The sequence below is a fragment of the Nostoc sp. genome (genome assembly GCF_036917775.1).
Taxonomy (GTDB): Bacteria; Cyanobacteriota; Cyanobacteriia; order Cyanobacteriales; family Nostocaceae; genus Nostoc.
On record NZ_JBALEQ010000076.1, the window covers coordinates 75,780 to 99,135 of the forward strand.

Consider the following 23,356-nt stretch of genomic DNA (forward strand, 5'->3'; position numbering starts at 1 on the left):
CTAGCTAGAAGCTTTATATCGCTATATAGTTATAAAACTAATCTAGCTGTACTCACTGAAAGTTTCAGAGGTTTTAACATGGGTCGTCATTCCGAGAATTCTCTGCAAGAATCTAGAAATCATACAACATTGCTGGCATCATCTATCAACACAATACCCCAGGATTCACGGGAGCGATCGCAGCAATTCATGCAGAATTTACAGGATGAAATTTGCACAGGGTTAGAGCAACTTGATGGAGAAGCACGTTTTAAACAAGACCACTGGGAGCGAGCAGAAGGCGGAGAAGGACGTACCCGCGTAATTAGAGAAGGGCGGGTGTTTGAACAGGGTGGGGTAAATTTTTCGGCAGTTTGGGGAAATAGCCTACCCCCTGCAATTTTGGCTCAACGGCCAGAAGCCGCAGGACATGAGTTTTTTGCCACGGGAACCTCAATGGTGTTGCATCCCCGCAGTCCCTACATACCAACAGTACATCTTAACTATCGCTACTTTGAGGCAGGCCCAATTTGGTGGTTTGGTGGTGGAGCTGATTTAACTCCATACTACCCCTTTGCAGAGGATGCAATTCACTTTCATCAAACGCTAAAAAATACCTGTGATGCCCACCATGAAGAGTATTATCCAGCCTTTAAACTTTGGTGTGATGAATACTTCTACTTAAAACATCGCCAAGAACAGCGAGGGATTGGCGGCATTTTCTTCGACTATCAGGATGCTAGTGGCAAGCTTTATGTTGGTTCTCAAACAGATAGTCCAGCAGCACTCTACAGTCAGCAAGTCGGAACGGTATCTCGGAACTGGAAAGATATTTTTGCCTTTGTCCAGTCTTGCGGTCAATCATTTCTACCCGCCTATTTGCCCATTGTAGAACGACGGCAAGAAATAGAATATGGCGATCGCCAGCGTCAGTTTCAACTGTACCGTCGGGGTCGTTATGCAGAGTTTAATCTGTTGTATGACCGGGGAACGGTTTTTGGTCTGCAAACCAATGGGAGAACAGAATCCATACTGATGTCTCTACCACCTCTAGCACGCTGGGAATATTGCTATAAGGCAGAACCAGGAACACCCGAAGCACAGCTTACCGAAATATTTCTCCAGCCTCACGATTGGACGAATGTGACTTTTGTCCAAAAATAACAACATTTTTAGCAACAAGGTATTCATCATGAGCAGCCATTTAGATGTTCGCTTGCGAGAAGGCACTAAACATTCTCACACAATAACGGAAAACACTGCATTTATGAAATGCTTTCTCAAAGGTGTAGTAGAAAAGAGCTATTTTCGGAAGTTGTTGGCGGATCTCTACTTTGTCTACGGCGCTTTGGAAGAACAACTAGAGTGGTATCAGCATCATCCTATTATTGGTATGATATATTTTCCCGAACTGCGTCGTCAGGCAAATTTAGAGAAAGATTTAGCCTTTTATTACGGTGAAAATTGGCGATCGCAGATTGTTCCCTCTCCAGCAGGTCAGGTATATGTTAACCGGATTCGTGAGGTTGGCAACACACAACCGGAGTTACTGATTGCTCATGCCTATACTCGCTATATGGGAGATTTATCAGGTGGGCAAGCATTGAGAAAGATTGCGCGAACGGCAATGGATTTACCAAGCGATCTGGGTACTGCAATGCTTGAATTTGAACAAATTTCTACCCCAGAAGCTAGACGAGAATTTAAAGAGCAATATCGTCAAGCATTAAATTTTCTACCTCTAGAAGAGGCAATGATTCAGAATATTGTCAACGAGGCAAACTATGCCTTTACTCTGAATAGAAATGTGATTCATGAACTAGAAGCAGATGTCAAAGCAGTTATTGGTGAACATGTCTTTGATCTAATTACTCGTCAAGATCACATTGGTAGTACAGAGCATACTCCTAAAAGTGCTACGGCAGAGATAATCGCACCGGAGTATAGTTTGATGATGACGCAGAAATCTCCATTGAAGTGAATCCGCGATCGCTCAATTGTTTTATTCAATCTGTTGGTGAACAGGAAAAAATTAATAGCTGATAACTGTTTTGTGGTTGTTGAGGAAATCAAAAGTGAGATTCAATTCGTTAGAAACTTTGCCAGAAAAACCTCTGCGTCTCGATTGGGTCGCAGTGGTGTTTTTTGGTACGATTCATGCACTGGCATTGCTAGCTCCTTGGTTTTTCTCTTGGAGTGCATTGGGTGTAGCTGTATTTCTGCACTGGTTATTTGGCAGTATTGGAGTTTGTTTAGGCTATCATCGATTGCTGAGTCATCGCAGTTTTAAAGTACCTCGGTGGTTAGAGTATGCGATCGCCATTTTGGGTGCGCTATCTTTACAAGGTGGGCCGATCTTTTGGGTGGCTGGACATCGTTTGCATCATGCTCACACCGAAGACGAATCCAAAGATCCTTACTCTGCCCGCAAAGGTTTTTGGTGGAGTCACATGCTGTGGATTTTTTATCCCCGTCCAGAATTCTTTGAATATGAGCGCTATCAGCGATTTGCTCCTGATTTAGCGCGAGATCCCTTTTACCGTTGGCTTAATCGCTACTTTCTACTACTGCAAATTCCAGTTGGATTGTTGCTTTATGCACTTGGCGGTTGGTCATTCGTTATCTATGGTGTGTTTTTCAGATATGTGATTCTCTGGCATACGACTTGGTTTATTAACTCAGTCACTCATATGTGGGGATACCGCACTTTTGACAGCAATGATAATTCTCGTAATCTTTGGTGGGCAGCTATTCTCACCTATGGTGAAGGGTGGCACAATAATCACCATGCCTATCCTCATGTAGCCAAATGTGGTTGGCGCTGGTGGGAAATCGATATGACTTGGTGGGCAATTGGATTGTTGAAAACAGTCGGTTTGGCAAAAGATGTCAACCTGCCACCTGATCAGGCTATAAAAGCTTAAGGTTTGTAGATTTTATCGCAACCTGTAGGTATAAGAGTGGAAGTTGTTTTGCGAGATTTAGACCTTTCCCCCAAGCGGTGAAAAATACCTGCAATGCCAGTGTGGAGTTTTCCAAGTTACCAAATTGATATCGTCAAAAGTACCTGCGGGTGGGTCTCCAGTGTTGGTAACGAGGATATCCGACCCGCCGAATTTCTCTACTGTGGCATTAATTACCCGCTCAATATCTGCTTGACTGCTAACATCTACACGCAGAGATAGCACTTCTGTACCTGTTTCGCTTGCAATCTCCGCAGCAGTTGTGTCAATTAACTGACTACGGGCGCAGATGGCAACTTTTGCACCTTCACGGGCAAATTGCCTTGCTTTAGCTTTGCCCAAACCTTTACTAGTAGTCTGCCAACCCAAAAATGCGCTTGTGAGGACTGGGTAAAAGGGAAAGGGAAAAGGGTAAGGGATTTAAACCTTTTACCCCTTCCCCCTTCCCCTTTACCCCGCCAAGTTCACTTGGCGAACTACTAGCAGAAGTTACTAAGGCGACCTTGCTACGGAGTTGCAAATCCATAATCTTGAGTTTTGTTGTTTACAGTAACTTAAAGCCAAGGTGATTGAGAGCTTCCCGCAAGCGATCGCGTCCTCTCAATGACTCAACAGTTGCGATCCTTTGGGCTGAATGTTCTGACCAATCACCAGGGATATTCATCTTTTGTTCAGTATAGAATTCTTTGATGATCTCGTTATAGTGAGCGATCGCTTCTTCTTGCTCTGCCAATTTATAAGTTTCACGGTGTAACACGGCTGACTGAGGCAATCTTGGCTTAATCGCTGCTTCTACTTCAGGATTTGGATAGCCTACACACAGTCCAAATACAGCATAAACAGAGGAGGGTAAATTCAATATCTCTGCTACCTCTTGGGGGTGGTTCCTGATTCCGCCGATATACACTGTTCCTAAACCGAGTGACTCAGCTGCGGCTGTTGCGTTTTGCGCCGCCAAAGCTGCATCGATTGTTGCCATCACAAACATTTCCAAGTATTCCAGCGCATCATGAGATATGCCGCGACTGTCAGCAACGTAACTCAAACGCGCCAAGTCTGCTAACCAAACCAAGAACAAAGGAACCTGCTTAATATGTGCTTGGTTCCCCGCTAATTTAGATAACTCTTCTTTACGTTCTGGATCTTCAACTGCTACCACACTCCAGGTTTGTAAATTAGAGGAAGTAGATGCAGATTGGGCGGCTGCAATTAACAACTCCAGAGTTCCCTCTGGTAGAGGATCGGATAGATAAGACCGGATGGAACGATGAGATAATAGTGCCGTTAGAGAATCATTCCATTCAATTTCGGGATTGAAGGGAATTTCACCGTAGCGCGATCGCAGTAGTTCTATAGGATTAGTCATAATCAACTCCCAAATTTTCCGATATTTTATTACTAACACCAATTCCATCCGTAGAGGCATACATTTAGATATGGCTATGCCTCTACAGCGAATTTATGATTCTGGTCTAAATCTTTGGTGAGAATGCAGCATATTGCTCTTGGGTTAGCACTCCATCTTTGACATTAACTTGTTTAGGAATCAGCTTCAACTGATAATATGTATCAGCAACCTTTTGTTGTAAATTTATCAGATTATCATCGATTGGCACAATTCCAAAAGTTCTTCTATTAGTAGCTTTTCTCATTGTTGCTATGTCAATTGATAGCACAGATGATAGAGTTTGTGCTACCTCTTCTCGATGCTGTTTAGACCATTCTTCTAGGCTTTGAATTTCTTCTAAAACTGCCTTGACAGTTTGGGGATTTTCAGTGACAAATTTACGGGTTCCCAAATAATATCCTCCCTGTTTATTAATTCCTGTCCCATCAATCAGAACTCTGGCTTTAGTTGCCTCTTGAGCGGCTGCATAAAATGGGTCCCAAATTACCCAAGCATCTACACTACCCTTGACAAATGCAGCGCGGGCATCAGCAGGCGGCAAATATTTAGGCTCAATATCTGTATATTTTAATCCTGCTTTTTCTAAAGCTTGGACTAACAATAAGTGGGCACTAGAACCCTTTTGAAAAGCAACTTTTTTACCTTTCAAGTCAGTAAGTTTTTGAATTGAGGAATTCTGAGGAACAAGAATTGCTGAACCAGCAGGACTAGAAGCAATACCAGCGACGTAAGTTAATGATGCTCCTGCTGCTTGGGCAAATATTGGCGGTGATTCTCCTACGTGTCCGAAGTCAATACTACCCACATTCATCGCTTCTAGCAATTGTGGCCCCGCCGGAAATTCGATCCATTCTACAGATATTCCATCTGGTGACAAACGCTTTTCTAAGACACCTTTGTTTCTCAGCAATATATTCGATTTTTGATAGCCAAATCTTAATACTGTGGCTTTACTGGAAGCAGAATTACTAACAGATGTCGCACTAGGATTAGAAGAACTAACAGTCGATGGCGATGAACAGGCAGCAAATAGCACGCTCAGACACAGCCCTGTAACAAAAGCCCCCGTAATTGGCAAAGGAGAAGAAAAGAATAATTTGCGCTGATTGTTAAATGGGATATTCCTGATTTTTATCAACGATATCCACTTGGCAATGAAACGGCGAAATATTAGGTTAATCATCAAAATGATTTCTCTGAGCTATATGAATACTATAAACTTATAGGTTTACCGGAGTATATAAATAAATTCAGGGAAATTTGACCAACCTTTGGTCGAGGGAACAGGCATTGTGTTGAACGATGTTTTAAATCCCCGTCCAACAACTGCCCTGTTGCCTGTTGCCTTTAATAAAAAGAATGGAAAGTGGAAAAACTAATACTCCCTCTGCTTATTATCCTAGTATCAAAAAATATATTACTAATTCAGCAAATCAGGTTCTTCACGTACAATTCTGTCGTAAAGGGGCTGGAAACTGAACCACCCACTTATACGTGACCCCACTTGAGTCTGTGTCAAACGGGCTGTTTCGTGTTTGATAATAGTAGGTCTACCCGCAGCTTCTGCCAGCAGTTGGGCTTGGCACGATCGCTCTAAACTAATGTACCAAAAGGCTGCTTCATCTACCGTCTGTCCCACAGTTAAAATGCTGTGGTTACGGAGAATTATGGCTTTCTTTGGCCCCAAAGTTTGCGCCAGTCGTTGACCTTCCGAAGTTTCTAAAACCACACCAGTGAAATCGTCAAACAGCGCATGATCTTCGTAAAAAGCACATGAATCTTGTGTCAAGGGGTCAAGGAGACGACCTAAACTAGACCAGGCTTTACCATAAATTGAATGAGCATGAGCCGCCGCGATGACATCAGGTCGGGCTTCATGAATTTGAGAATGGATGGCGAAAGCAGCTCGATTCACTTCAGCATCGCCTTTAACCACCTCACCTTCTCTGTTAACTAATATCAGGTCAGAAACTCGGATATGACCGAAGTATGTTCCTAGTGGATTAACCCAGAAATGATCTGTAAACTCAGGATCGCGAGCCGTAATATGGCCTGCGATTCCTTCGCTGAAACCAAATTTACCAAATAGGCGAAAGGCTGCGGCTAGACGTTGCTTGCGGTGCAGGCGTTCGTCTTCAACTCGCTCAAATACAGGGATTTGTGGTCTATTATACCTGGACATATTCTTTTTCTTCTTCCTCTTTGCAGGGAGCGTTGGAATATCCAGAGCGAAAGGATTTGACGCTATCAGATTCTGGGATGAATTGGTGACGCAAGATACAACCAGTATCATTACCCAAAATATGAATAGATACAGATGCGCTCTGGGATGTAGTTTTGACGGCGTGGATATCACCGTCTGGGGGGAGAAGGCGGTAGATATCGCCTGGTTGAAGGCTACGCACTTCAGTTACTTGTAATTGTGCGTGTCCTTCAGTATCGCCGTTATCTACACGGCGGTAGACTGTTTCTTCTTGATTGCCTTTGTATAAACCAATCAATCCCCAGGCTAAATGATCGTGGACAGGAGTCGTAGAACCTGGGGGAATCACCAAACTGAAGACTGACAGAGAACGATCTTTGGCGCGATAAAGTAGCCACTGACCTATACCACCACCCATCTTGCTGTCGGGATTAATTTGGGTAAACTTTTCAGATAGCCATTCCTGTTGGGCAAGCAGTTCTTGAAAATAGGGTTCTAATCTAGCGAGAGTTTGTGTGCGATCGCCAGCAGTGATAGCGCTAATTTCACGCACTGTTGCTACAAAGGATCGTAGTTCCTGACTCTCAATAAACCATTGGTCTTCTGGCAATGGTTCTAAGATAGTGTGGTTCGTCATCTATAAACTCCTCATTTAGGGAGGCGACTAAGATTAACTAATTCGTAATGACGCTCCTGCGTCGCTAACATAATTCGTAGTTAAGAATTCAATTACGAATGATTTTAATATTAGGGTGAATTTTGAAGCCAAGTTGCTCAAGTTTTAAATTAGATAAAGACTCCTTCAAAATGATAGTAAAGGGATATCGCTGGAATACGGTAGCTTTACCTTGTGACAATAGCAGCCTAGCATGGCTGATGCGTACTGGATACAATGGTTCTTTGTTGGCATCGAGAATCAATACTTTAGTCATGTAATTTTGAAATAATCAAATTATTTACAGCAGTCTTCAAATATTTGAGACGAAGAATTGGGAGTAGTTAAATTACTTGAAAAGATTCTACGTACCTACTTTGTCGGAAGGCAAAGCGCATCTGTGTTTCAAAACACTAAGGTATTAATTAGGCAAAGCTGTACTAAGCAATGACAGCTGCTTGTCGCTCCCGTCGTTGCACTTCTGCCCGGACTAGGGGAATCACATCACGACCGTAAGCGATCGCATCTTCTAATGGATCGAATCCTCGAATCAATAGAGTCGTTATCCCCGCATCATAGTAATCCATAAGGGACTCTGCTACTTGCTCCGGCGTACCAACCAGGGCGGTAGTATTACCGTAAGCACCTGTAGCGGCAGCAATTGGAGTCCACAAGCGCTTATCGAAAATTTCGCTTTCTTGGGCAAACTGTAATAAACGATTAGAACCCACTGCTTCGGGACGTACTGAATTCAAGCTGGGAGCTATCGGCGGTTGATTGTCTGTTTTTGCCGCCCGAATTTCTTTAACACGCGACAGAATTGAATGTGCCCGTTGCCAAGCCTTTTCCTCAGTATCTCCCAAGATTGGCCGCAAAGATACACTGAACCGGGGCGATCGCTCCGGTGGTGTTACAGCTTTGACTTCACGTATCCGTTCTTTAATTGCTGCAATGGGTTCTCCCCACATAGCGTACACATCACTGTGCTTTGCACCCACAGGTACTGCTGCACCAGAAGCACCGCCAAAGTACACGGGTATATGAGGCTGTTGCAGAGGCTTCACATCTGAGTAAGCATCTTTCACCCGATAGAATTCGCCCTCATAGTCGAAGGGAGTATCACTAATCCATGTTCGGCGCACAATGTCAAGATATTCATCTGTCCGCCGATAGCGAGTATCATGGTCAAGCCAATCACCATCGCGTTGTTGTTCAGCATCGCTGCCACCTGTAATAATGTGTACGGCGATGCGACCATTAGTAAAATGATCCAAAGTTGCTGTCTTGCGTGCAAAAAGCGTAGGAGCCACGAAACCAGGGCGATGAGCGATTAAAAACTTCAACCGTTCTGTTGCAGCCGCCGCAAACGATGCCACTGTTAAGCTATCGGGGCCAGTTGAACCATAACCAACCAGCACGCGATCAAAGCCACCATCTTCATGAGCCTTAGCAAACTTGCGAACATAAGCAGCATCTATAGAACCGCCCGTGATTGCAACTCTTGGCCCATCTAACTCAGATATTTGTCGCGTTCCAATCATTCCGATAAATTCAATTGGCATGGTGCATCTCTTTTTACATTGGGAATTGGGAATTGGGAATGGGGAATGGGGAATGGGGAATGGGAATTGTTCTTTATTTACCTTTTCTACTTAAATAGTTGGAGGTAAGAAGAAATAGTGAAATTTCTGTTTCGGAATATTCTTTTTTCCAATACTTTTAATAACAGATCCTTGCCTACACCAGCTAGATTAACAGCAAATTTTTTACATACAAATAGGGCAGGTTTACTCATAGAGAAATCGCTATGCCTTGACCCGGATAGCGCTAATTAATAAGCTATAAAGGGATTTGATTGAGTATTGGGGCAATAAAAATAATAACTTTTTGAACTGGGTCAACAACTTTTTTTTACTCCTTTAATTAAAGAAAAGATAAGAATGAGAGTCTAAAAGTAAACTCCAGCACTCTCGTTCTTACCACTCACTAGGGATTTTCAAGGATAGATCAGGCAATCTTGTGAAGTAATCTCACAATAATTCGTTGGATAGGTTTATTGTGCAGTTTTTTAGCTGTGATATTAACTTCTCTAAGTACGGCAAATCGGTCGGATAACCGTTAAATTAACTACAAGCAAAAATTATCACATACAAATTAAAAAAGCAATGGGCTAGCCCTTTCAAGGTGAGTAAAAATTTTGGTCAATAAATTCCTCTTTAAGCTCTATACTCTGTGTCCTCTGCGCCTCTGCGGTTTAAAAGTATTTTTTTAACCACAGAGGCGCTGAGAGCGCTGAGAAAAGATAAGAGATTTTACGAGTCACCTTGAAAGGGCTACTGTTAGGGCAGATAAAGCTATACTTTGATTCTTGGGAGTTCCGTCAAAAGGGCGTAATTGCTTTTAAATACAAGGTTTTTTTTAACTGTGGATGTTCAAAATGAAGTTTTCTAGCGTGTAGATGTAAGCGACTGGTAACTGCATCGCATCCATAAAGGCGATCGCCTAAAATAGTTATCCCAAGTCCTCGCACATCAGCCGCATGAACTCTCAATTGATGGGTACGTCCTGTGAGTGGCGTAAATTCTATGCGGGTGTAATCTTGTTCTCTTGCCATTACCTGGAAGTTTGTCAAGCTGGGTTTACCGTTTTGCCAATCAACTTTTTGATAAGGGCGATTTTCAGGATCTCCCCATAATGGCAAGTCAATTACACCTTGTTCAGCGATCGCAACACCTGAAAGTATAGCTTCATAAACCTTGTGAACCTGGCGTTTTTGAAACTGCTGGCTGAGTTGCCGATGAGTTTGGCGATCGCGTGCTAACAACAAAATCCCAGAAGTTTCTTGATCTAGGCGATGCACAGATGCAAGCATCATTCCATTGGGTAACAGATGACGTAAGCGACTCAAAACACTATCTTGGCGATCGCGATAACGCCCAGGTACTGAAAGTAGTCCAGCAGGTTTGTTTACAGCAATCAGCCATTCGTCTTCATAAATAATCGGTAAAGTGACATCTTCTCTTGCAGGGAAAGGGGCGGGGGGGTTAGGTTTTAACCCTGAGAGCAAAAACCCCATCAATGGCTGACATCGTTCGATACACGCTCCATAAAATTTTCCCGGAATTTTATCCTGATTTACTGAAGACGCACCCCACCAAAACTCTGCCATTGCAAGTGGTTTTAAATTATGTGTTGCCGCATAATGGAGCAACTTTGGGGCACAACAGTCACCTGTGCCAGTGGGTGAACCTCCTGGCATCAATTGCTGTAATGATAGCGATCGCCCGGAAAAATTAGTCAGGCTGTAGCTAGCGTGCATCTGAGCTTGTAATTGTCGGGATAGGGCTTTACGCTGTTGTTTCAGTTCGCTAATTCGCGCATCCGTTGCTGCAATTAACTGCTGAAGAGGCTGTAATACTTCATTTTGCTGGCGTTTAAGTTGTCGTCGCTCAATTCCTTGCTGACGACTTTCTTCGTCGAGTTGTTCAATGGCGATCGCAAGTGCTTCTTTTGTGAGTGTATCGCAGATTTGCTGACGTTTTTCCTGTCGTTGATGTTTGCAATGACGATGGCGATCGCTCATTGCTTGCAATTGTCGCTCAAATTCATCAGAGAGGGTTTCATACTGCTGACGTTCGGTTAGTTGCTTCAAACAAAGAATTTCCTGTTTGATCTTATCCAACTCAGCTAAAGTGCGGGCTTCTTCTAAAGCAACTTCGTCTCTTCCGGGAATTGGTGGAACCCAACCTGCAACTAAACTGCAACCATTCAAAAGACCGGAAAAGGCTTTTAGTACCCGTTGTTCGCCATTAGGCAGTTCAACCAATAGTATTCCATACATCTTACCTTCACGAGAATAACAGTCATTATTGGTAAGATATTGCATTAGTCTGTGAGCGATCGCTTCGGACATTGAGGTGCGGGGTAATTTTAGGCAAGCGCCAGTTTGCGGACAATGCCCTTCGTACCAATAACTACAAGATAAATCGCTGATAGTAAAATCGCAGTCGATGAAATCTGAAAGTGCGTGTAGAAATACCATACAAGGTATGATTGCAAATCTAGCTGATTCTAATATTTTAAATTATTGCCCATATTAACAAGTTCGCAGTAAAGACTTTAGCCCTTATTTTCTAAGTACTAAAGTGCTTACTACAAACCTTCAAAACTAGCTTACAAAGTATTAGTTACAGTGGGATCGTTTTCTGGTGTAGGCAGTTGTGGAGATAAGTTAGCTTCTACAGGTGGAGGTTCTGGATCTTTTGTCATACCATGCTGCTCTTGCCCTCTAAGTCCAAGATATGTTGCGGCACTGATTCCTTGTAGCGCCAGAAGTGTATCATCAAATTCTGGCATTGCTAAATTTTTAATCACCTCCCAAACAAAAAATAGTCCGATGGCAACTGTCCAAATAAATGTTTGAAATCTATGAAAGTTGACTCCATTAATATCCGATAAGATATCGTTAAAAAAACCTTGAGAAACGCTTTGACTACCTTTTCTATTTTTCTCATTACCCTGTCCATCAATTAACGAAGTACCAAATGCAGTTACAGAGTTAATTCCTAACAAAACTAGTGATTGTCCAGTTAAAATATTGGTGTAATCTCCTGTTATACCGTAGATAAGAAGGTAAGCAGAAAAAATCAGGAATGTCCAGAAAGCAAGTTGAGATATCGATAAGCTGAAGGGATTTCTATACTCTTCATCTGAACCAAGAAAAAACTTAGCAATTCCCGAACGAGCTTCCTTTTCAGGTAGAAACTCTTTTGTAATCGAGGTTTCCTGACCATCAATTACTTCTTTTTTAGAATAAATTCCTTCTATTCCAGGACTACGTAGACTGTCTCGGCCATATCTAAGAAATATCAAGATAATAGCTATAACTAGAAGCAGACACAGCCAAAACCGCCACGAAAACAGAACTATTTTTAATAGAGGAGGTGACAGAGGATCGCTCACTAGAATCGCAACTTTGCCGGGACAGCCTACCCCAACGATCGCATTAATACTGGCTTTGAGCCTTCCACCAAGCAGCGAATTCCATGCAGTTTCAGATACATCAGTACGTTCAAGCTGAAAGGCTAACCAATCATTATTAAGAGTTGGTTTTTGATCTTCACCCTCCTCCATGACGCTGACTGGTTCTCCGTGGACATTCTCTAGCTGATAACCATTCAGGTACAACACTAATTGGCGAGGATCGAATGAATTACCTTTAGGTGTTGCATTTGTGGCTGCTGCTGACAATCCTTTAACTTTTACCCTGATGCGATCGCCCATCTTAACTTGGCTGCGATTGCTATCAGCAATAACTCGTTCAGTTCTGAGAGTTGCAGGAACATAACAAGCGCGAGACGATGCAAAATTCACAGATGGGACACCTGAATTATCTTGAGCGATCGCAGCAAAGTTGATAGAAACAACCAGAGAAAACACCAATAGAAAAATAGCACTAAATCTTTTAGTATTTCTATACATTGCTCAGTATTACCAAGTAAACTATGTCGTAGTTTACTCCTACTTGAGCCATTTGGAATATTAAAAAACTTGTCTAGAGTAAAAAAACAATACCTTTGCCAAAGACAGAGGGGCAATGCTTGCAGCAGGCTTTATCCTTTTGGCTAATTGTAAAGCAGGAATGTCTGAAAAGTAAAAATTATGACTGGTAAATGCGGACTCACACTAGGCAAATACGCACCTCTCCATAAAGGACATCAATTAGTAATTGAAACTGCTTTAGCAGAGATGGATGAAGTGCTGGTGATGATTTATGAGTGTCCAGAGGTGACTGCGATTCCTTTAACCGTTCGAGCTAACTGGCTGCGGAAAATTTATCCCCAAATCCAGGTGATTGAAGCTTGGGATGGCCCAACTGAGGTTGGGGACACTCCTGAGATTAAGAAAATGCACGAAGATTACATCTTGAAACAACTGGAATCAAAAAAAATTACTCACTTTTACTCTAGTGAATTTTATGGCGAACACGTAAGCCAGGCACTAGGAGCAGTTAATCGACTTGTGGATTGCGATCGCAAAACTTTTCCAATTTCAGGAACGCAAGTCAGAACAGACACTTACGCATTTCGGAAGTATTTACATCCTAATGTATACCGCGATCTGATCGCTAACATTGTTTTTCTGGGCGCTCCTTCAACTGGTAAAACCACCATTGCATCACAATTAGCTAAAGAGTACAACACTGTATGGATGCCAGAGTACGGACGCGAGTATTGGGAAAAAAATCAAATCAACAGACGACTTTCGCTCTTGCAACTTGTGGAGATTGCCAAAGGGCATTTAGAACGTGAAGAAGCCTTATTATTGCAAGCAAACCAGTACTTATTTACAGATACCAATGCCTTGACAACCTATCAATTTTCGTTGTATTACCACAAAACTGTTCCCCTAGAGTTAGCAGAACTTGCCTATCAAGCTATATCGCGCTATGATTTAGTGTTTTTTTGCGATCTAGATATACCTTACGATGATACCTGGGATCGGTCTGGAGAAGCAAATCGTAGCATATTTCAAAAACAAATTGAGAGCGATTTAATTGTGAGAAAAATTCCATTTTTTCGCTTGTCTGGCGACCTCAATACACGTATTAGTATTGTGAAAAAAGTATTGTCTTGTTACCAGAAGTATGCCAACTTAGGAGAGCTATTTTTCAAAAAAATTATTTGATAAAGTGCATCAATATGCTGGAATTTTGGAGCGTAAATACTATAGCTTTCAATCTGATAGGATATCCCATGAGCTATATAGAACTCTTGGGAACGGTCTTTTATTTATGGTCGGCGTGGCTAATTTCTCAAAGAAAAATTCTGACTTGGCCTGTTGGAATAGTCAGTGTATTGCTATATATGGCACTTTTCTATCAAATCCGTTTGTATTCGGATTTTTTAGAACAAATCTACTATTTAGTTGTTAGTGTATATGGCTGGTGGCGATGGAGTACACCTGATTCTAGTAAAGTTTTGCAGATTCGATATAGTCCACCGCGTAAAATTGTTTTGATTGCGGCAATCACAATAGCAATTTCGTTTGCAACGGGAGCTTTGATGAGTCAAATTCACCTATTACTCCCTGCAATATTTCTAGAAAAAGCTTCTTTTCCTTACTTAGATGCACTCACAACAATCATGAGTTTTACTGCTATGTGGCTTATGGCGCAAAAAAGGATTGAAAGCTGGTATTACTGGATCATAGTTGATGTTATTGGTATTTGGTTGTACTACGTTAAAGAAGTTAAATTTATTGCTTTTTTGTATGTAATTTTGCTGTTCATAGCAATTAATGGTTCAATATCTTGGCTAAAGACAGCTAAAATTCAGGATTGAAAACCCCTGTATATATTTTCTATTTCGTAGTGGCATGGCACAGCTAAAATAGTGTATTAGATGTATATTGGGTTTCGCGTTGCTCAACCCAACATTGATCGGATTGGTTAAGGGAAGAGCCGGGGGTTTATCGCGTCTTTGTGATTTAGAATTTTCATCAAAAAACCTCAAGCCAACCCTTTTATCCCTGCCCGATCCTCATGATGCGATCGCTGGTGTGGTCAATGGTCTTCTCGTGTCTCGCGCACAGCTTCAGCCGTTCGTTGTTACCTTATTCACTGCCAGCGCTGCACGTGGGGGCGTTGAGGTTCAATATACCTTTTCTTTCGCTGGCGTTGCGATACCGCGCTTAACTAGACCCGCTTCAAGTTCCTTAATGAATTTTAAGTCTTCCTCCAATAGAGGCTGGCTTTCGGTAGAAGAAAAGTCATTATTTACAGAGGGATTTTTTTCAAGAAAAGCAAATGCTTGCCGAAATTGACGCGGATTTGCAAAAATTAGCGAGTCAAAGTGACAAGGGATAATCTGCTGGAAATCCCAATTAGCAATTGTATCAGCCCAGTTCAGGACTTGTCTTGGTGCTTGGGGAAAAATAAGGATTTGCAGAATCGGTGCGACAAATGGCCGCCCCTGACCTTGTAGAGCATCGAATGCCTGCTTCCAAGTTTCTCGCCAGCGAAAAGGAAATAAACCAAAGTACGTTTTTAGGGTTCGCTGTGGTGCTTTGAAAGCATCACGAAACATCTGTCCAATTGGAGTAACTTCCAGCGCACTTGGACGGAAGTAAAGTGCAAACAATGAAATGCGTTGCCATCCCTTGCGGCGGTTGTCTTCATTGTCCTCGCTAGTCTCCAAGGCATTGTCCCTTGCATGAAACAGTAAGGGATAAGGATCTAATTGGAGGATTTCTGGTGGGTCAACTGGAACAGAAAGGATAGAATCAGTTACAAGTAGAGTGTGCGAAGGCTTGTGAAACACTGCAACTTCTGCAAAAGAACCTCGTCCTAAATTGATGTCCAAGATTGCATAGTCAAACTCCAGAGCGAAGGGAGCAAGGCTTGAGTCGTCTGGGAGTTCTTGAGTTCGTTTTTTTGGAAAGCCTAGCCAACTAAGTGGCAGGTTAAACGGGAAACTCCACTGGTGCGGCGCAACAAAGACTTGTGCTTGAGGAAAGCGGCGAGCAAAGGGGCCAACAAAGACTTTATGCTCTAGACCAGAACTAGTTGGCAGTATGATGTACTTAACTTCACCGTGCTTTGCTACCAATTCATTAACCAAGCGGACACACTCAATTGTTGGAGCAACGGGTGCATAGACCAGAAGACCTCCGGCAGCGAGTTTGACGACAGTCATCCGAATTGGCACGATAGTGTAGAGAATGCCGTGAAGCTGCTCGAATGTCCAGATAGTTTCAAAAACTATTTCCTTGCGAAGTGTCCGCCGCCTGCCGTAAGGGTAAAGTGGGACAGCAGCCCAGAATGGCCATGACCAATCTTTTGGGTGGCTCAAAGGATACATCTCTTGCTCTTGTAGTTCTACCCTCGACTTAGATCCAGGTGATATCATCGTTGTTCCACTATTCAGGGTAATGACAAACTGCTTCAATATTATGTCCGTCTGGGTCAAGAATGAAAGCAGCATAGTAGTTAGGATGATAGTGAGTCCGAAAACCAGGCGCACCATTTGACTTGGGCAATTTTTGAGCGATCGCTTTAGCTATTTTACCAAAGAGCCAATGTCTGTGATTAGGAAGTTTAGCAGCAGAGGCAGGGTTTTGGGGTTTATTTGGTTGTACCAACTGGCGTGAAGCAGTTTCGGATGTTGAGATTTCTGGTTTTTCTATGGAAGCCTGGGAAAGTTGCTTAGACCAACCATTTAAAATTGCGATCGCGATTACAGCCGTAACTACCCCTCCTACAGAAGCTAGTATGGACAAGTTCTTAGGTGGCGGTTGAAAATCAGAACTCATACTGATTAAAGCCTTATTTTGTAAGTCACCGTTATTTGCGTAGTTTCACCAAATACATTCTTCCCAACTTTAAAATCTAACTAACACCCAGAAGTCCACCGGACTACTACAATAAAATAGTCACGCACCCGATCTCTGGAGTTCTAGCAGTGGGCTTATTTGATGATTTGAGTCGGTTTTTAGAAAACCGTTTAGAAGAATTCTTGCGTAACAATCCACATTTGGAGTTAGAGGCGCTGCTAGAACAGCTGCGTGAGCAAGAAGAAGACACATTAAAGCTGATCGCAGATTTACAATTGCAAGAGAAGCGATCGCAAGAAGAAATTCTCTCCACCGCTCAAGAAATTCAGCGTTGGCATATCCGTGTTCAAAAAGCCAAAAACGCCGGCAGAGAAGATTTAGCGACTGCGGCGGGTGAGCGAGAAGCAGCCCTGTTGCGCGAAGGAAATCAGCGCTGGGGGCACATGCAAGGGCTGAAAGAACGCATTAACCAATCTCAAGAACTATTACGAAAAATCCAGCAACGGCGACAAGAGGTTCAAGCTAAAGCAGCCGAAGCACAAACAGCCCGTGATAAAGCACAAACTCAACAACGTTTTGAAACCAGTGGCTGGTCAAATAAAACTAGCACTTATTCTAGTGGGTTTGATGATTTAGAAGAGAAATTCCGTAGCTGGGAAACTCAAGACGAGTTAGAACAAATGAAGCGGAATTTAGGCAAATAATCGCATCTAGATAAAAAAGACGCACTGAAATTTATAACGTAAACGTAAATCGTTCAAAAGATTTAGTGATGTCGCCTCTTAGGGTAATTTTTAAGAGTATCGATTGAAATGGTATAACCAATCGCAGCGCTATATGAAATACCAATCATGTCTTTCTTTTTGTTTGCATTGAAATAACGCTAATAGAGTTGATTTTTGAAGAAATGGACACCCGGATTTTTCATGAGTAAAAAATCCGGGCAACGCATTGGCCTCCCGACAGTAATTTTGTTTTTACTTGATAAAGTATCTCTGAAACTCATTGTTTTATAAATATTCTGTATTGATCATAACAAATTTTGCCATTTATGTAATATTTTTAATATTACATATTCATACTTACTACAATTATCAAACAATTAAAATCTGGAAATTGTATTTAATTTACTAATCAAGATTTATTTTTCTGATAAAGTTTACTAAAGTCAAGCTTTACCCCTCTTTGCATTACTACCAAAACATTGTAATAATACCTAACTTTTCTTGATTAATTATCAACAAGGAGAAGATAGAAAAATCTTGTGTTCTTCAAATAAATCGTGTAATTTAACACATTTTTATCTTCGCTATTTTGTGTCGTTGCCACAGTATTTTCTAAATTTTTTCCATGAGAACTGAGGCAGAGAGAATATATGTTTTTAGACATTTTAGCTAGCCTGCAACGGTTGTTTGTGGGTTACATTCCTGCCGCAGTGTTAGGTAGTTTTATTGGATACCTAATAGGCATGAATAGCATGGTTTATCAACTATTTAGGCTGATATTCCAGATACCACATAGCATCCCTCCTATAGCTTTGCTACCTATTGCATTAATAGTATTTCAAGAGAGCGAATCGGCTGCTACTACAGTAGTTTTTCTAGGAACTCTCTGGACAATGATTATTAATACGGCAATTGGTATGCAACATTTTCGTAGGCAGAATAATAACTTTCGAGTAGCTATATTCCATATATTTCATGCCTTGAAAGTTAGTATTTGGGTAGCCTGGTTTATTGTTATTTCTATAGAAATGTTAACAGGGCCTAGAGGACTTGGCTTTACTCTCTGGGAAGCTTATAAAGCTGGCAATGTTGATTATATAATTCAGGTGGTTCTCTACATTGGTATCATTGGCTTTTTGCTGGATCAGTTACTAGATTTCGCAGCTTATATTCTTTCACAAATGGTTTCAGATGGGAAAAAATCTTCCTAAATTTTATCTAGTACAACACGGCGAAAATAAACCACCCATTCAAAATCAATGAAATGCTTACGCTGGATTCATTTTTAATTTTTAATTTTTAATTTTTAATTCCGCCTTGCGGTACTAGGTTTGCGGATTGCACCCTGCCAGCTAATAGTTTGCTTGGCAGAACGTATTCCCAAGGAACGAGTTGCTACGACTTCAATATCAACGTTGACACCAGGGCGTAAAGCTGAATCAGGAATTTTGAGCTTGCCTAAAGCTAGAGTAAAACGGTTGTAGTCACGAGTCACAAGTTCGTTGGGAATATCCCCTTCATATTCAGTTTTGTAGCCAGAAGAGCTGTACAAGTTATCCTGGGCGCGGAATTTGATGCGAAACTGAGTATTAATAGCATCAGATTTCGCTGCCAAATCGACTATTTTTAAGTTGAGGTTTTGTCCTGCTTCGGCAAACTCTGCTACAGCTAACCGAGTAACATCTTTTTTGGGAATGGCATGGTTAACGGTAAATGTTGTTAAGTTAGCTTCATTTTTGATGCTACCATCAACCCATAAGTCCTCGGCAAAAGTGACTTCTACTTGTTTGTTGTCAGTTAAATTAAGTGTTACAGCTTGATTGCCAAAACTGGTAATAGGTTGTTTTTCTTGCCAAACTATTTGAAAAGTTTCTTCTAGACGCTGTTCAAACTCAAGGTAATCATCTGCGATCGCAGAACCAGGCGCAAGTAGAGAAGCTGCGCCTTTGCGAAGATTCCATTTGTTCTTCGAAAGGTTTACCGGTTGGTTTGTCAGTTCCGAAATTGCTAGCTGCACCGTTGGATTATCGCCTGCCAAAGCTTCCTTGCTATTTACAATACTTAAAGTTCCTAAGCGGCCTCGGCTACCGTCACTACCATCGCTGCCATCTCGCCCATCGCTACCGTCACTACATCGATAAACCTTTTCAGTACACTTATAATCAGGGCTACCGGGAGTTCCTTTACAGGTTTTCACTTCCCAACTCCGCCTATGACAACGACAACCCTCCGTACCATTGCCACCTCTACCGCCACGTCCACCTTGCCCACCAGTTGCCCGAACGGAAATGTTTCGTAAATCTGCTAAATTGCTGTAATACACTGTGAGGGAACCACCATTTCCTCCATCTCCTCCCTTCCCGCCGTTACCGCCATTGCCACCATTTGGTGCATTTATATCATGGCTGACGCGTAGGCGTTGCCCGCCGTAGGCATCGCGTTGATAACCACAGTCAGGGCGATCGCTATGTTCCCCGTCTTCCCCATCTTCACCATCTTTCCCGGATAAATCAAGATTAACGGGTGAACCATTAACAAAAATGTTTTGATTTTCACCGCTTCTACCCGATCGCCCATCGCTTCCTACACGTCCATCTCTGCCATTATTTCTGCCTACTCTATAATATTCGTCAGAGGCAAAAGCTGGACATAAAACTGAACCAGAGGCAGGCAAAAAGCTCGTAAATAAGCAGAATGTCAGCAGTAGTGGCAGCTTACTCCTAAAATCATTGTGCATTTAGTTACACCTAAAACTTTAGTTGAATTATCTACTACTGACGCTAACTTTCTGCAATTTGCTCCTTTTTGTTTAGTAATGTGCCTTTCAATTCGCTGTTGGATCGTCATTAACCTTAACAATCAGCTTGCCAAAATTATCACCTCGAAGTAAACCGATGAATGCACGAGGAGCGTTTTCTAAACCCATAACTACATCTTCTTTATACTTAAGCTGACCAGACTGTAACCATCCAGAAACATCACGAAAAAAATCATTAAACCGATGTTGATAATCGGAAACTAAGAAACCTTTGATTAAAGCTCGTTTGCTTAGTAGTGGCATTAAATTAGGCCCTGATGGAGTAGATGTAGCGTTATACTCCGAAATCAAACCTACTAGTGGAATTCTTGCCCCAAGGTTGATCTGCTGTAATACAGTTTCTAAAATCACACCTGCTGTATTGTCATAGTAAACATCAATGCCGTTAGGTGCAGCTTCTTTGAGTGCTGAATCAAGTTCTTGGGTTTTGCGGTTAATGCCAACATCAAAACCTAATTCTTTAACTATATAGTCTCGCTTATCATCACTCCCGACAATTCCCACTACTCTAGCACCTTTAATTTTGGCAATTTGACCTGCTACTGCACCGACAGCACCAGAAGCGGCTGAAACCACAACAGTTTCACCTTCTTTCGGTTGACCAATATCAAGCAAAGCAGCATAAGCAGTCAGACCAGGCATACCCAGTACACCTAAGCTATAAGATAAAGGTGCTTGAGTGGGGTCAAGTTTACGTAGTGTCTCACCCTTAGATACAGCATAAGTTTGCCAACCGTTATTGCTCAGAACAAAATCCCCTACTTGAAATTGAGGATGATTTGATTTAATTACTTGGCTGACTGTACCACCCACGATCGCAGAATTCAATTCTACTGATGCAGCATAAGACTCGCTTGCACTAATGCGACCACGCATATAAGGGTCGAGAGATAGATAAATGGTGCGGCTAAGAATTTCACCTTCACCCGGTTCGGGAGTTGGCGTTTCTACTAAAGCAAAATCACTCTCTTTTGGTTCGCCGACTGGACGACTTTTGAGGATGATTTGTTTGTTCATTAAATCAGACATCAGTTATTTTCCTTTAGAGGTTGTTTGAAAAGTGTTTCGCTATGACTTTAGGTAATTTGAGATCCCCCCTTAAAAAGATATGTGTTACCCATAACCCTTGTAGAGACCTAGCATTGCTACGTCAAAACAATTCTTTTTCGGAGATGTCTACTCGACATTCTGTGTTTTGAGCAAACTATGCTTGCAGCACAAAATCAGATGCGGTGAGAGTTGGCGAACCAGTTAGAGTTGCAAATAGCCCACCACTGCCAAAACCAGCCGCGTTGCCATTTTGGTTGTAGAACAACTCACCATTTAGACGATCGTAGACAATTTTTGCCGTGCTAGTCGCTGCTGAACTTGTGATTTGAAAATCAGTGATGTTACTAAAACCAGTTCCGGCAGCAGAAGTAATTGTACTAAAGGTAGTTTTATCCAGTACAATCTTGTCACCTTTGCTGCTTTGGAAGTCAGCGATCGCATCAACACCAACAAAGTCAGCATTGCTGTTGTAAACGAAAAGGTCAGCACCTACACCACCAATGAGAACATCATTGCCTTTGCCACCCACAACAGTATCATTACCTTCTCCACCGATGAGAATATCATCGCCTTCACCGCCCCGTAATAGGTCATTTCCACTATTACCATTGATGATGTCTTTACCTCCTTGACCATTAATCACATCATTGGAGTTGTCAAAACCCGCGACGTTATTGTTAAGGTCATTCAAAAAAGTGACGGTGTTCTTGTTAAAGAGATCAGTTTGAGTTGAGTTGGCATTGAAGACATCAAAACTGTCAGTTATACTGGTTTGTCCATCAAACAGGATATTACCGATAGCTGGTCGTGAACCATTTGCTGGTAAATTATCCAGATTTTCTAATTGGAAGTTTTGCAGAGTAACTTTGGTAGAAGCTGCATCTGAAAAGGTGAGTTCTAAGTTATTACCATTTTGAGTAAGTTGCAGATTTCGGGCAGTTAAACCACTACCGATAAATTGCAATGTATCCAGTTGGGTAATCACCGTTGCTGATGGATTTGAGCCAATACCTATTCCAGCAAAATCAGTGATAGTGTCGTTCCCATCACCAAGGCGGAAGACAAAAGTATCATTCCCCGCAACGCCTGTGAGAATATCATTGCCCTTGCCACCAGCGATCGCATCATTTCCTGGAGTGCCAGAAATGGTATCGTTTTGGTTAGTGCCAGTAATCTTAGTGCCAACTGCGATCGTAACCGTAGCAGTACTAGTCAGGCTACCATCGCTGATGGTGTAGTTGAAGTTGGCATTGCCACTCAACCCATTAAATGGCGTAAACACTACGAAATCATCCGCTGAGTTGCCCGGAGTGCCGTTATCATTTAGCACAGCAGTACCATTAGTTGCACCACTAACGCTAGTAATACGGAGGTTACTGTTATCGATGTCGGTATCATTAGCCAGTAGAGTCTTAGCGAGGATGGAAGTAGCAGTATTAAAACCAGCAGTCAAAGTATCATTGACAGCAATGGGTACATCGTTGACAGGTTTGACATTGAGGTTAAAAGTACTAGTAATGCTACCGCCATTGCCGTCAGCAACAGTGAAAGTGAAGCTGTCAGTGCCGTTGAAATTGGCATTGGGGGTGTAGGTGAAGAAGTCGTCACTTGGGTTGTCTGGAGTAGTGTTGTCGTTGAGTGTTAGTGTGCCGTTAGTGGGGTTAGTGAAGTTGCTAATACTTAAGGTATCGCCATCGATATCTGTAAATCTACGTAGAATATTGCTAGCAAGGATGTTAAGGGCAGTATCTTCGTTAGTGCTAGCGGCAGTCGGAAAGCCAAACACTACGTAGCTCTCCCCGGCAAAAAGCTGATCATTGGGGTCGGCACCAAATGCCCCGATAATTAGGTCGTCGAAGCCGTCGCCGTTTATGTCCCCCGCACTGCTGACAGAACTGCCTGAGTAGTCACGGCTATCAATGCCATTAATCACAAAGCCGTTGCTGCCATCCAGGGACGAAAGGTTAAGACTGGCTCCAAACCCATTACTGCTGCCAAACACTACGTAGCTTGACCCGGCAAAAAGCTGACCGTTGGGAGAGGCACTTGATGCCCCGATAATCAGGTCGTCGAAGCCGTCGCCGTTGATGTCCCCCGCACTGCTGACAGAACCGCCTGAGTTGTCATTATCAATGCCATTAATCACAAAGCCGTTGCTGCCATCCAGGGACGAAAGGTTAAGACTGGCTCCAAACCCATTACTGCTGCCAAACACTACGTAG

Annotated in this window: 21 protein-coding genes; 7 read left to right on the forward strand and 14 right to left on the reverse strand. The window is 42.4% G+C overall.

The features are described 5' to 3' along the window. Window positions 1-78 precede the first annotated feature (78 nt). The 3 genes from hemF (at window position 79) to V7K69_RS14255 (ending at window position 2,903) form a co-directional block, all read left to right on the forward strand. Window positions 79-1,143 (forward strand): oxygen-dependent coproporphyrinogen oxidase, encoded by a 1,065-nt coding sequence (gene hemF / locus V7K69_RS14245; protein ID WP_335035347.1) that lies wholly within the window; start codon window positions 79-81, stop codon window positions 1,141-1,143. Window positions 1,144-1,171: 28 nt separating this feature from the next. Further along, the gene (locus V7K69_RS14250) at window positions 1,172-1,960 is read left to right on the forward strand and encodes a biliverdin-producing heme oxygenase (protein ID WP_335035349.1); all 789 of its coding nucleotides are present in this window, start codon (window positions 1,172-1,174) and stop codon (window positions 1,958-1,960) included. A gap of 94 nt (window positions 1,961-2,054) precedes the next feature. Beyond that, the gene (locus V7K69_RS14255) at window positions 2,055-2,903 is read left to right on the forward strand and encodes an acyl-CoA desaturase (RefSeq protein ID WP_335035351.1); all 849 of its coding nucleotides are present in this window, start codon (window positions 2,055-2,057) and stop codon (window positions 2,901-2,903) included. A gap of 57 nt (window positions 2,904-2,960) precedes the next feature. On the opposite strand, the gene V7K69_RS14260 is transcribed toward V7K69_RS14255, so the two are convergent. From V7K69_RS14260 to V7K69_RS14300, 9 genes are all read right to left on the reverse strand, one after another. Then, complete coding sequence (locus tag V7K69_RS14260; RefSeq protein ID WP_335035353.1) at window positions 2,961-3,311, reverse strand: SDR family oxidoreductase; 351 nt, start codon at window positions 3,309-3,311, stop codon at window positions 2,961-2,963. Between the two features lie 175 nt (window positions 3,312-3,486). Next, window positions 3,487-4,308 (reverse strand): NADPH-dependent oxidoreductase, encoded by an 822-nt coding sequence (locus tag V7K69_RS14265; protein ID WP_335035355.1) that lies wholly within the window; start codon window positions 4,306-4,308, stop codon window positions 3,487-3,489. A 106-nt stretch (window positions 4,309-4,414) separates the two neighbouring features. After that, window positions 4,415-5,533 (reverse strand): sulfonate ABC transporter substrate-binding protein, encoded by a 1,119-nt coding sequence (locus V7K69_RS14270; protein ID WP_335035357.1) that lies wholly within the window; start codon window positions 5,531-5,533, stop codon window positions 4,415-4,417. 237 nt (window positions 5,534-5,770) lie between these two features. Beyond that, window positions 5,771-6,532, reverse strand: coding sequence for a class II aldolase/adducin family protein (locus tag V7K69_RS14275; protein WP_335035359.1), 762 nt, complete (start codon window positions 6,530-6,532; stop codon window positions 5,771-5,773). Continuing rightward, complete coding sequence (locus V7K69_RS14280) at window positions 6,519-7,190, reverse strand: cysteine dioxygenase family protein (RefSeq protein ID WP_335035361.1); 672 nt, start codon at window positions 7,188-7,190, stop codon at window positions 6,519-6,521. Before V7K69_RS14280 ends, V7K69_RS14275 begins: the two co-directional genes overlap by 14 nt. A gap of 88 nt (window positions 7,191-7,278) precedes the next feature. Beyond that, window positions 7,279-7,485, reverse strand: a complete 207-nt coding sequence (locus V7K69_RS14285) for an RRXRR domain-containing protein (RefSeq protein WP_335035363.1) — start codon at window positions 7,483-7,485, stop codon at window positions 7,279-7,281. 163 nt (window positions 7,486-7,648) lie between these two features. Next, window positions 7,649-8,770 (reverse strand): LLM class flavin-dependent oxidoreductase, encoded by a 1,122-nt coding sequence (locus V7K69_RS14290; RefSeq protein ID WP_335035365.1) that lies wholly within the window; start codon window positions 8,768-8,770, stop codon window positions 7,649-7,651. An 818-nt stretch (window positions 8,771-9,588) separates the two neighbouring features. After that, window positions 9,589-11,250 (reverse strand): RluA family pseudouridine synthase, encoded by a 1,662-nt coding sequence (locus V7K69_RS14295; protein WP_335035368.1) that lies wholly within the window; start codon window positions 11,248-11,250, stop codon window positions 9,589-9,591. Between the two features lie 131 nt (window positions 11,251-11,381). Then, on the reverse strand, window positions 11,382-12,689 hold the full coding sequence (locus V7K69_RS14300) for a hypothetical protein (protein ID WP_335035370.1): 1,308 nt from the start codon (window positions 12,687-12,689) through the stop codon (window positions 11,382-11,384). A 180-nt stretch (window positions 12,690-12,869) separates the two neighbouring features. Between V7K69_RS14300 and V7K69_RS14305 the strand changes: the two genes are divergently transcribed. Both V7K69_RS14305 and pnuC read left to right on the forward strand, forming a co-directional pair. After that, on the forward strand, window positions 12,870-13,895 hold the full coding sequence (locus V7K69_RS14305; protein WP_335035373.1) for an AAA family ATPase: 1,026 nt from the start codon (window positions 12,870-12,872) through the stop codon (window positions 13,893-13,895). A 68-nt stretch (window positions 13,896-13,963) separates the two neighbouring features. Further along, window positions 13,964-14,551: a nicotinamide riboside transporter PnuC gene (pnuC, locus tag V7K69_RS14310; protein WP_335035375.1), complete on the forward strand. Its 588-nt coding sequence runs from the start codon at window positions 13,964-13,966 to the stop codon at window positions 14,549-14,551. Window positions 14,552-14,860: 309 nt separating this feature from the next. On the opposite strand, the gene V7K69_RS14315 is transcribed toward pnuC, so the two are convergent. Both V7K69_RS14315 and V7K69_RS14320 read right to left on the reverse strand, forming a co-directional pair. Continuing rightward, window positions 14,861-16,069 (reverse strand): DUF4336 domain-containing protein, encoded by a 1,209-nt coding sequence (locus tag V7K69_RS14315; RefSeq protein WP_335035389.1) that lies wholly within the window; start codon window positions 16,067-16,069, stop codon window positions 14,861-14,863. A gap of 58 nt (window positions 16,070-16,127) precedes the next feature. Then, window positions 16,128-16,520 carry a hypothetical protein gene (locus tag V7K69_RS14320; RefSeq protein WP_335035377.1) on the reverse strand — a complete coding sequence of 131 codons (393 nt, stop codon included), beginning with the start codon at window positions 16,518-16,520 and terminating at the stop codon, window positions 16,128-16,130. A gap of 149 nt (window positions 16,521-16,669) precedes the next feature. On the opposite strand from V7K69_RS14320, the gene V7K69_RS14325 reads away from it, so the two are divergent. Beyond that, window positions 16,670-17,245, forward strand: coding sequence for a TIGR04376 family protein (locus V7K69_RS14325; RefSeq protein ID WP_179075032.1), 576 nt, complete (start codon window positions 16,670-16,672; stop codon window positions 17,243-17,245). 671 nt (window positions 17,246-17,916) lie between these two features. Beyond that, window positions 17,917-18,477: a nitrate transporter gene (locus V7K69_RS14330; RefSeq protein ID WP_335035379.1), complete on the forward strand. Its 561-nt coding sequence runs from the start codon at window positions 17,917-17,919 to the stop codon at window positions 18,475-18,477. 95 nt (window positions 18,478-18,572) lie between these two features. Here the strand turns inward: V7K69_RS14330 and V7K69_RS14335 are convergent, their stop codons facing one another. The 3 genes from V7K69_RS14335 to V7K69_RS14345 form a co-directional block, all read right to left on the reverse strand. After that, window positions 18,573-20,003: a collagen-like protein gene (locus tag V7K69_RS14335; protein ID WP_335035381.1), complete on the reverse strand. Its 1,431-nt coding sequence runs from the start codon at window positions 20,001-20,003 to the stop codon at window positions 18,573-18,575. Between the two features lie 87 nt (window positions 20,004-20,090). Next, window positions 20,091-21,113: an NADP-dependent oxidoreductase gene (locus V7K69_RS14340; RefSeq protein ID WP_335035383.1), complete on the reverse strand. Its 1,023-nt coding sequence runs from the start codon at window positions 21,111-21,113 to the stop codon at window positions 20,091-20,093. A 175-nt stretch (window positions 21,114-21,288) separates the two neighbouring features. Then, window positions 21,289-23,356, reverse strand: a 2,068-nt coding sequence (locus tag V7K69_RS14345; RefSeq protein ID WP_335035385.1) for a cadherin-like domain-containing protein, incomplete at its 5' end; no start/stop codon positions are given.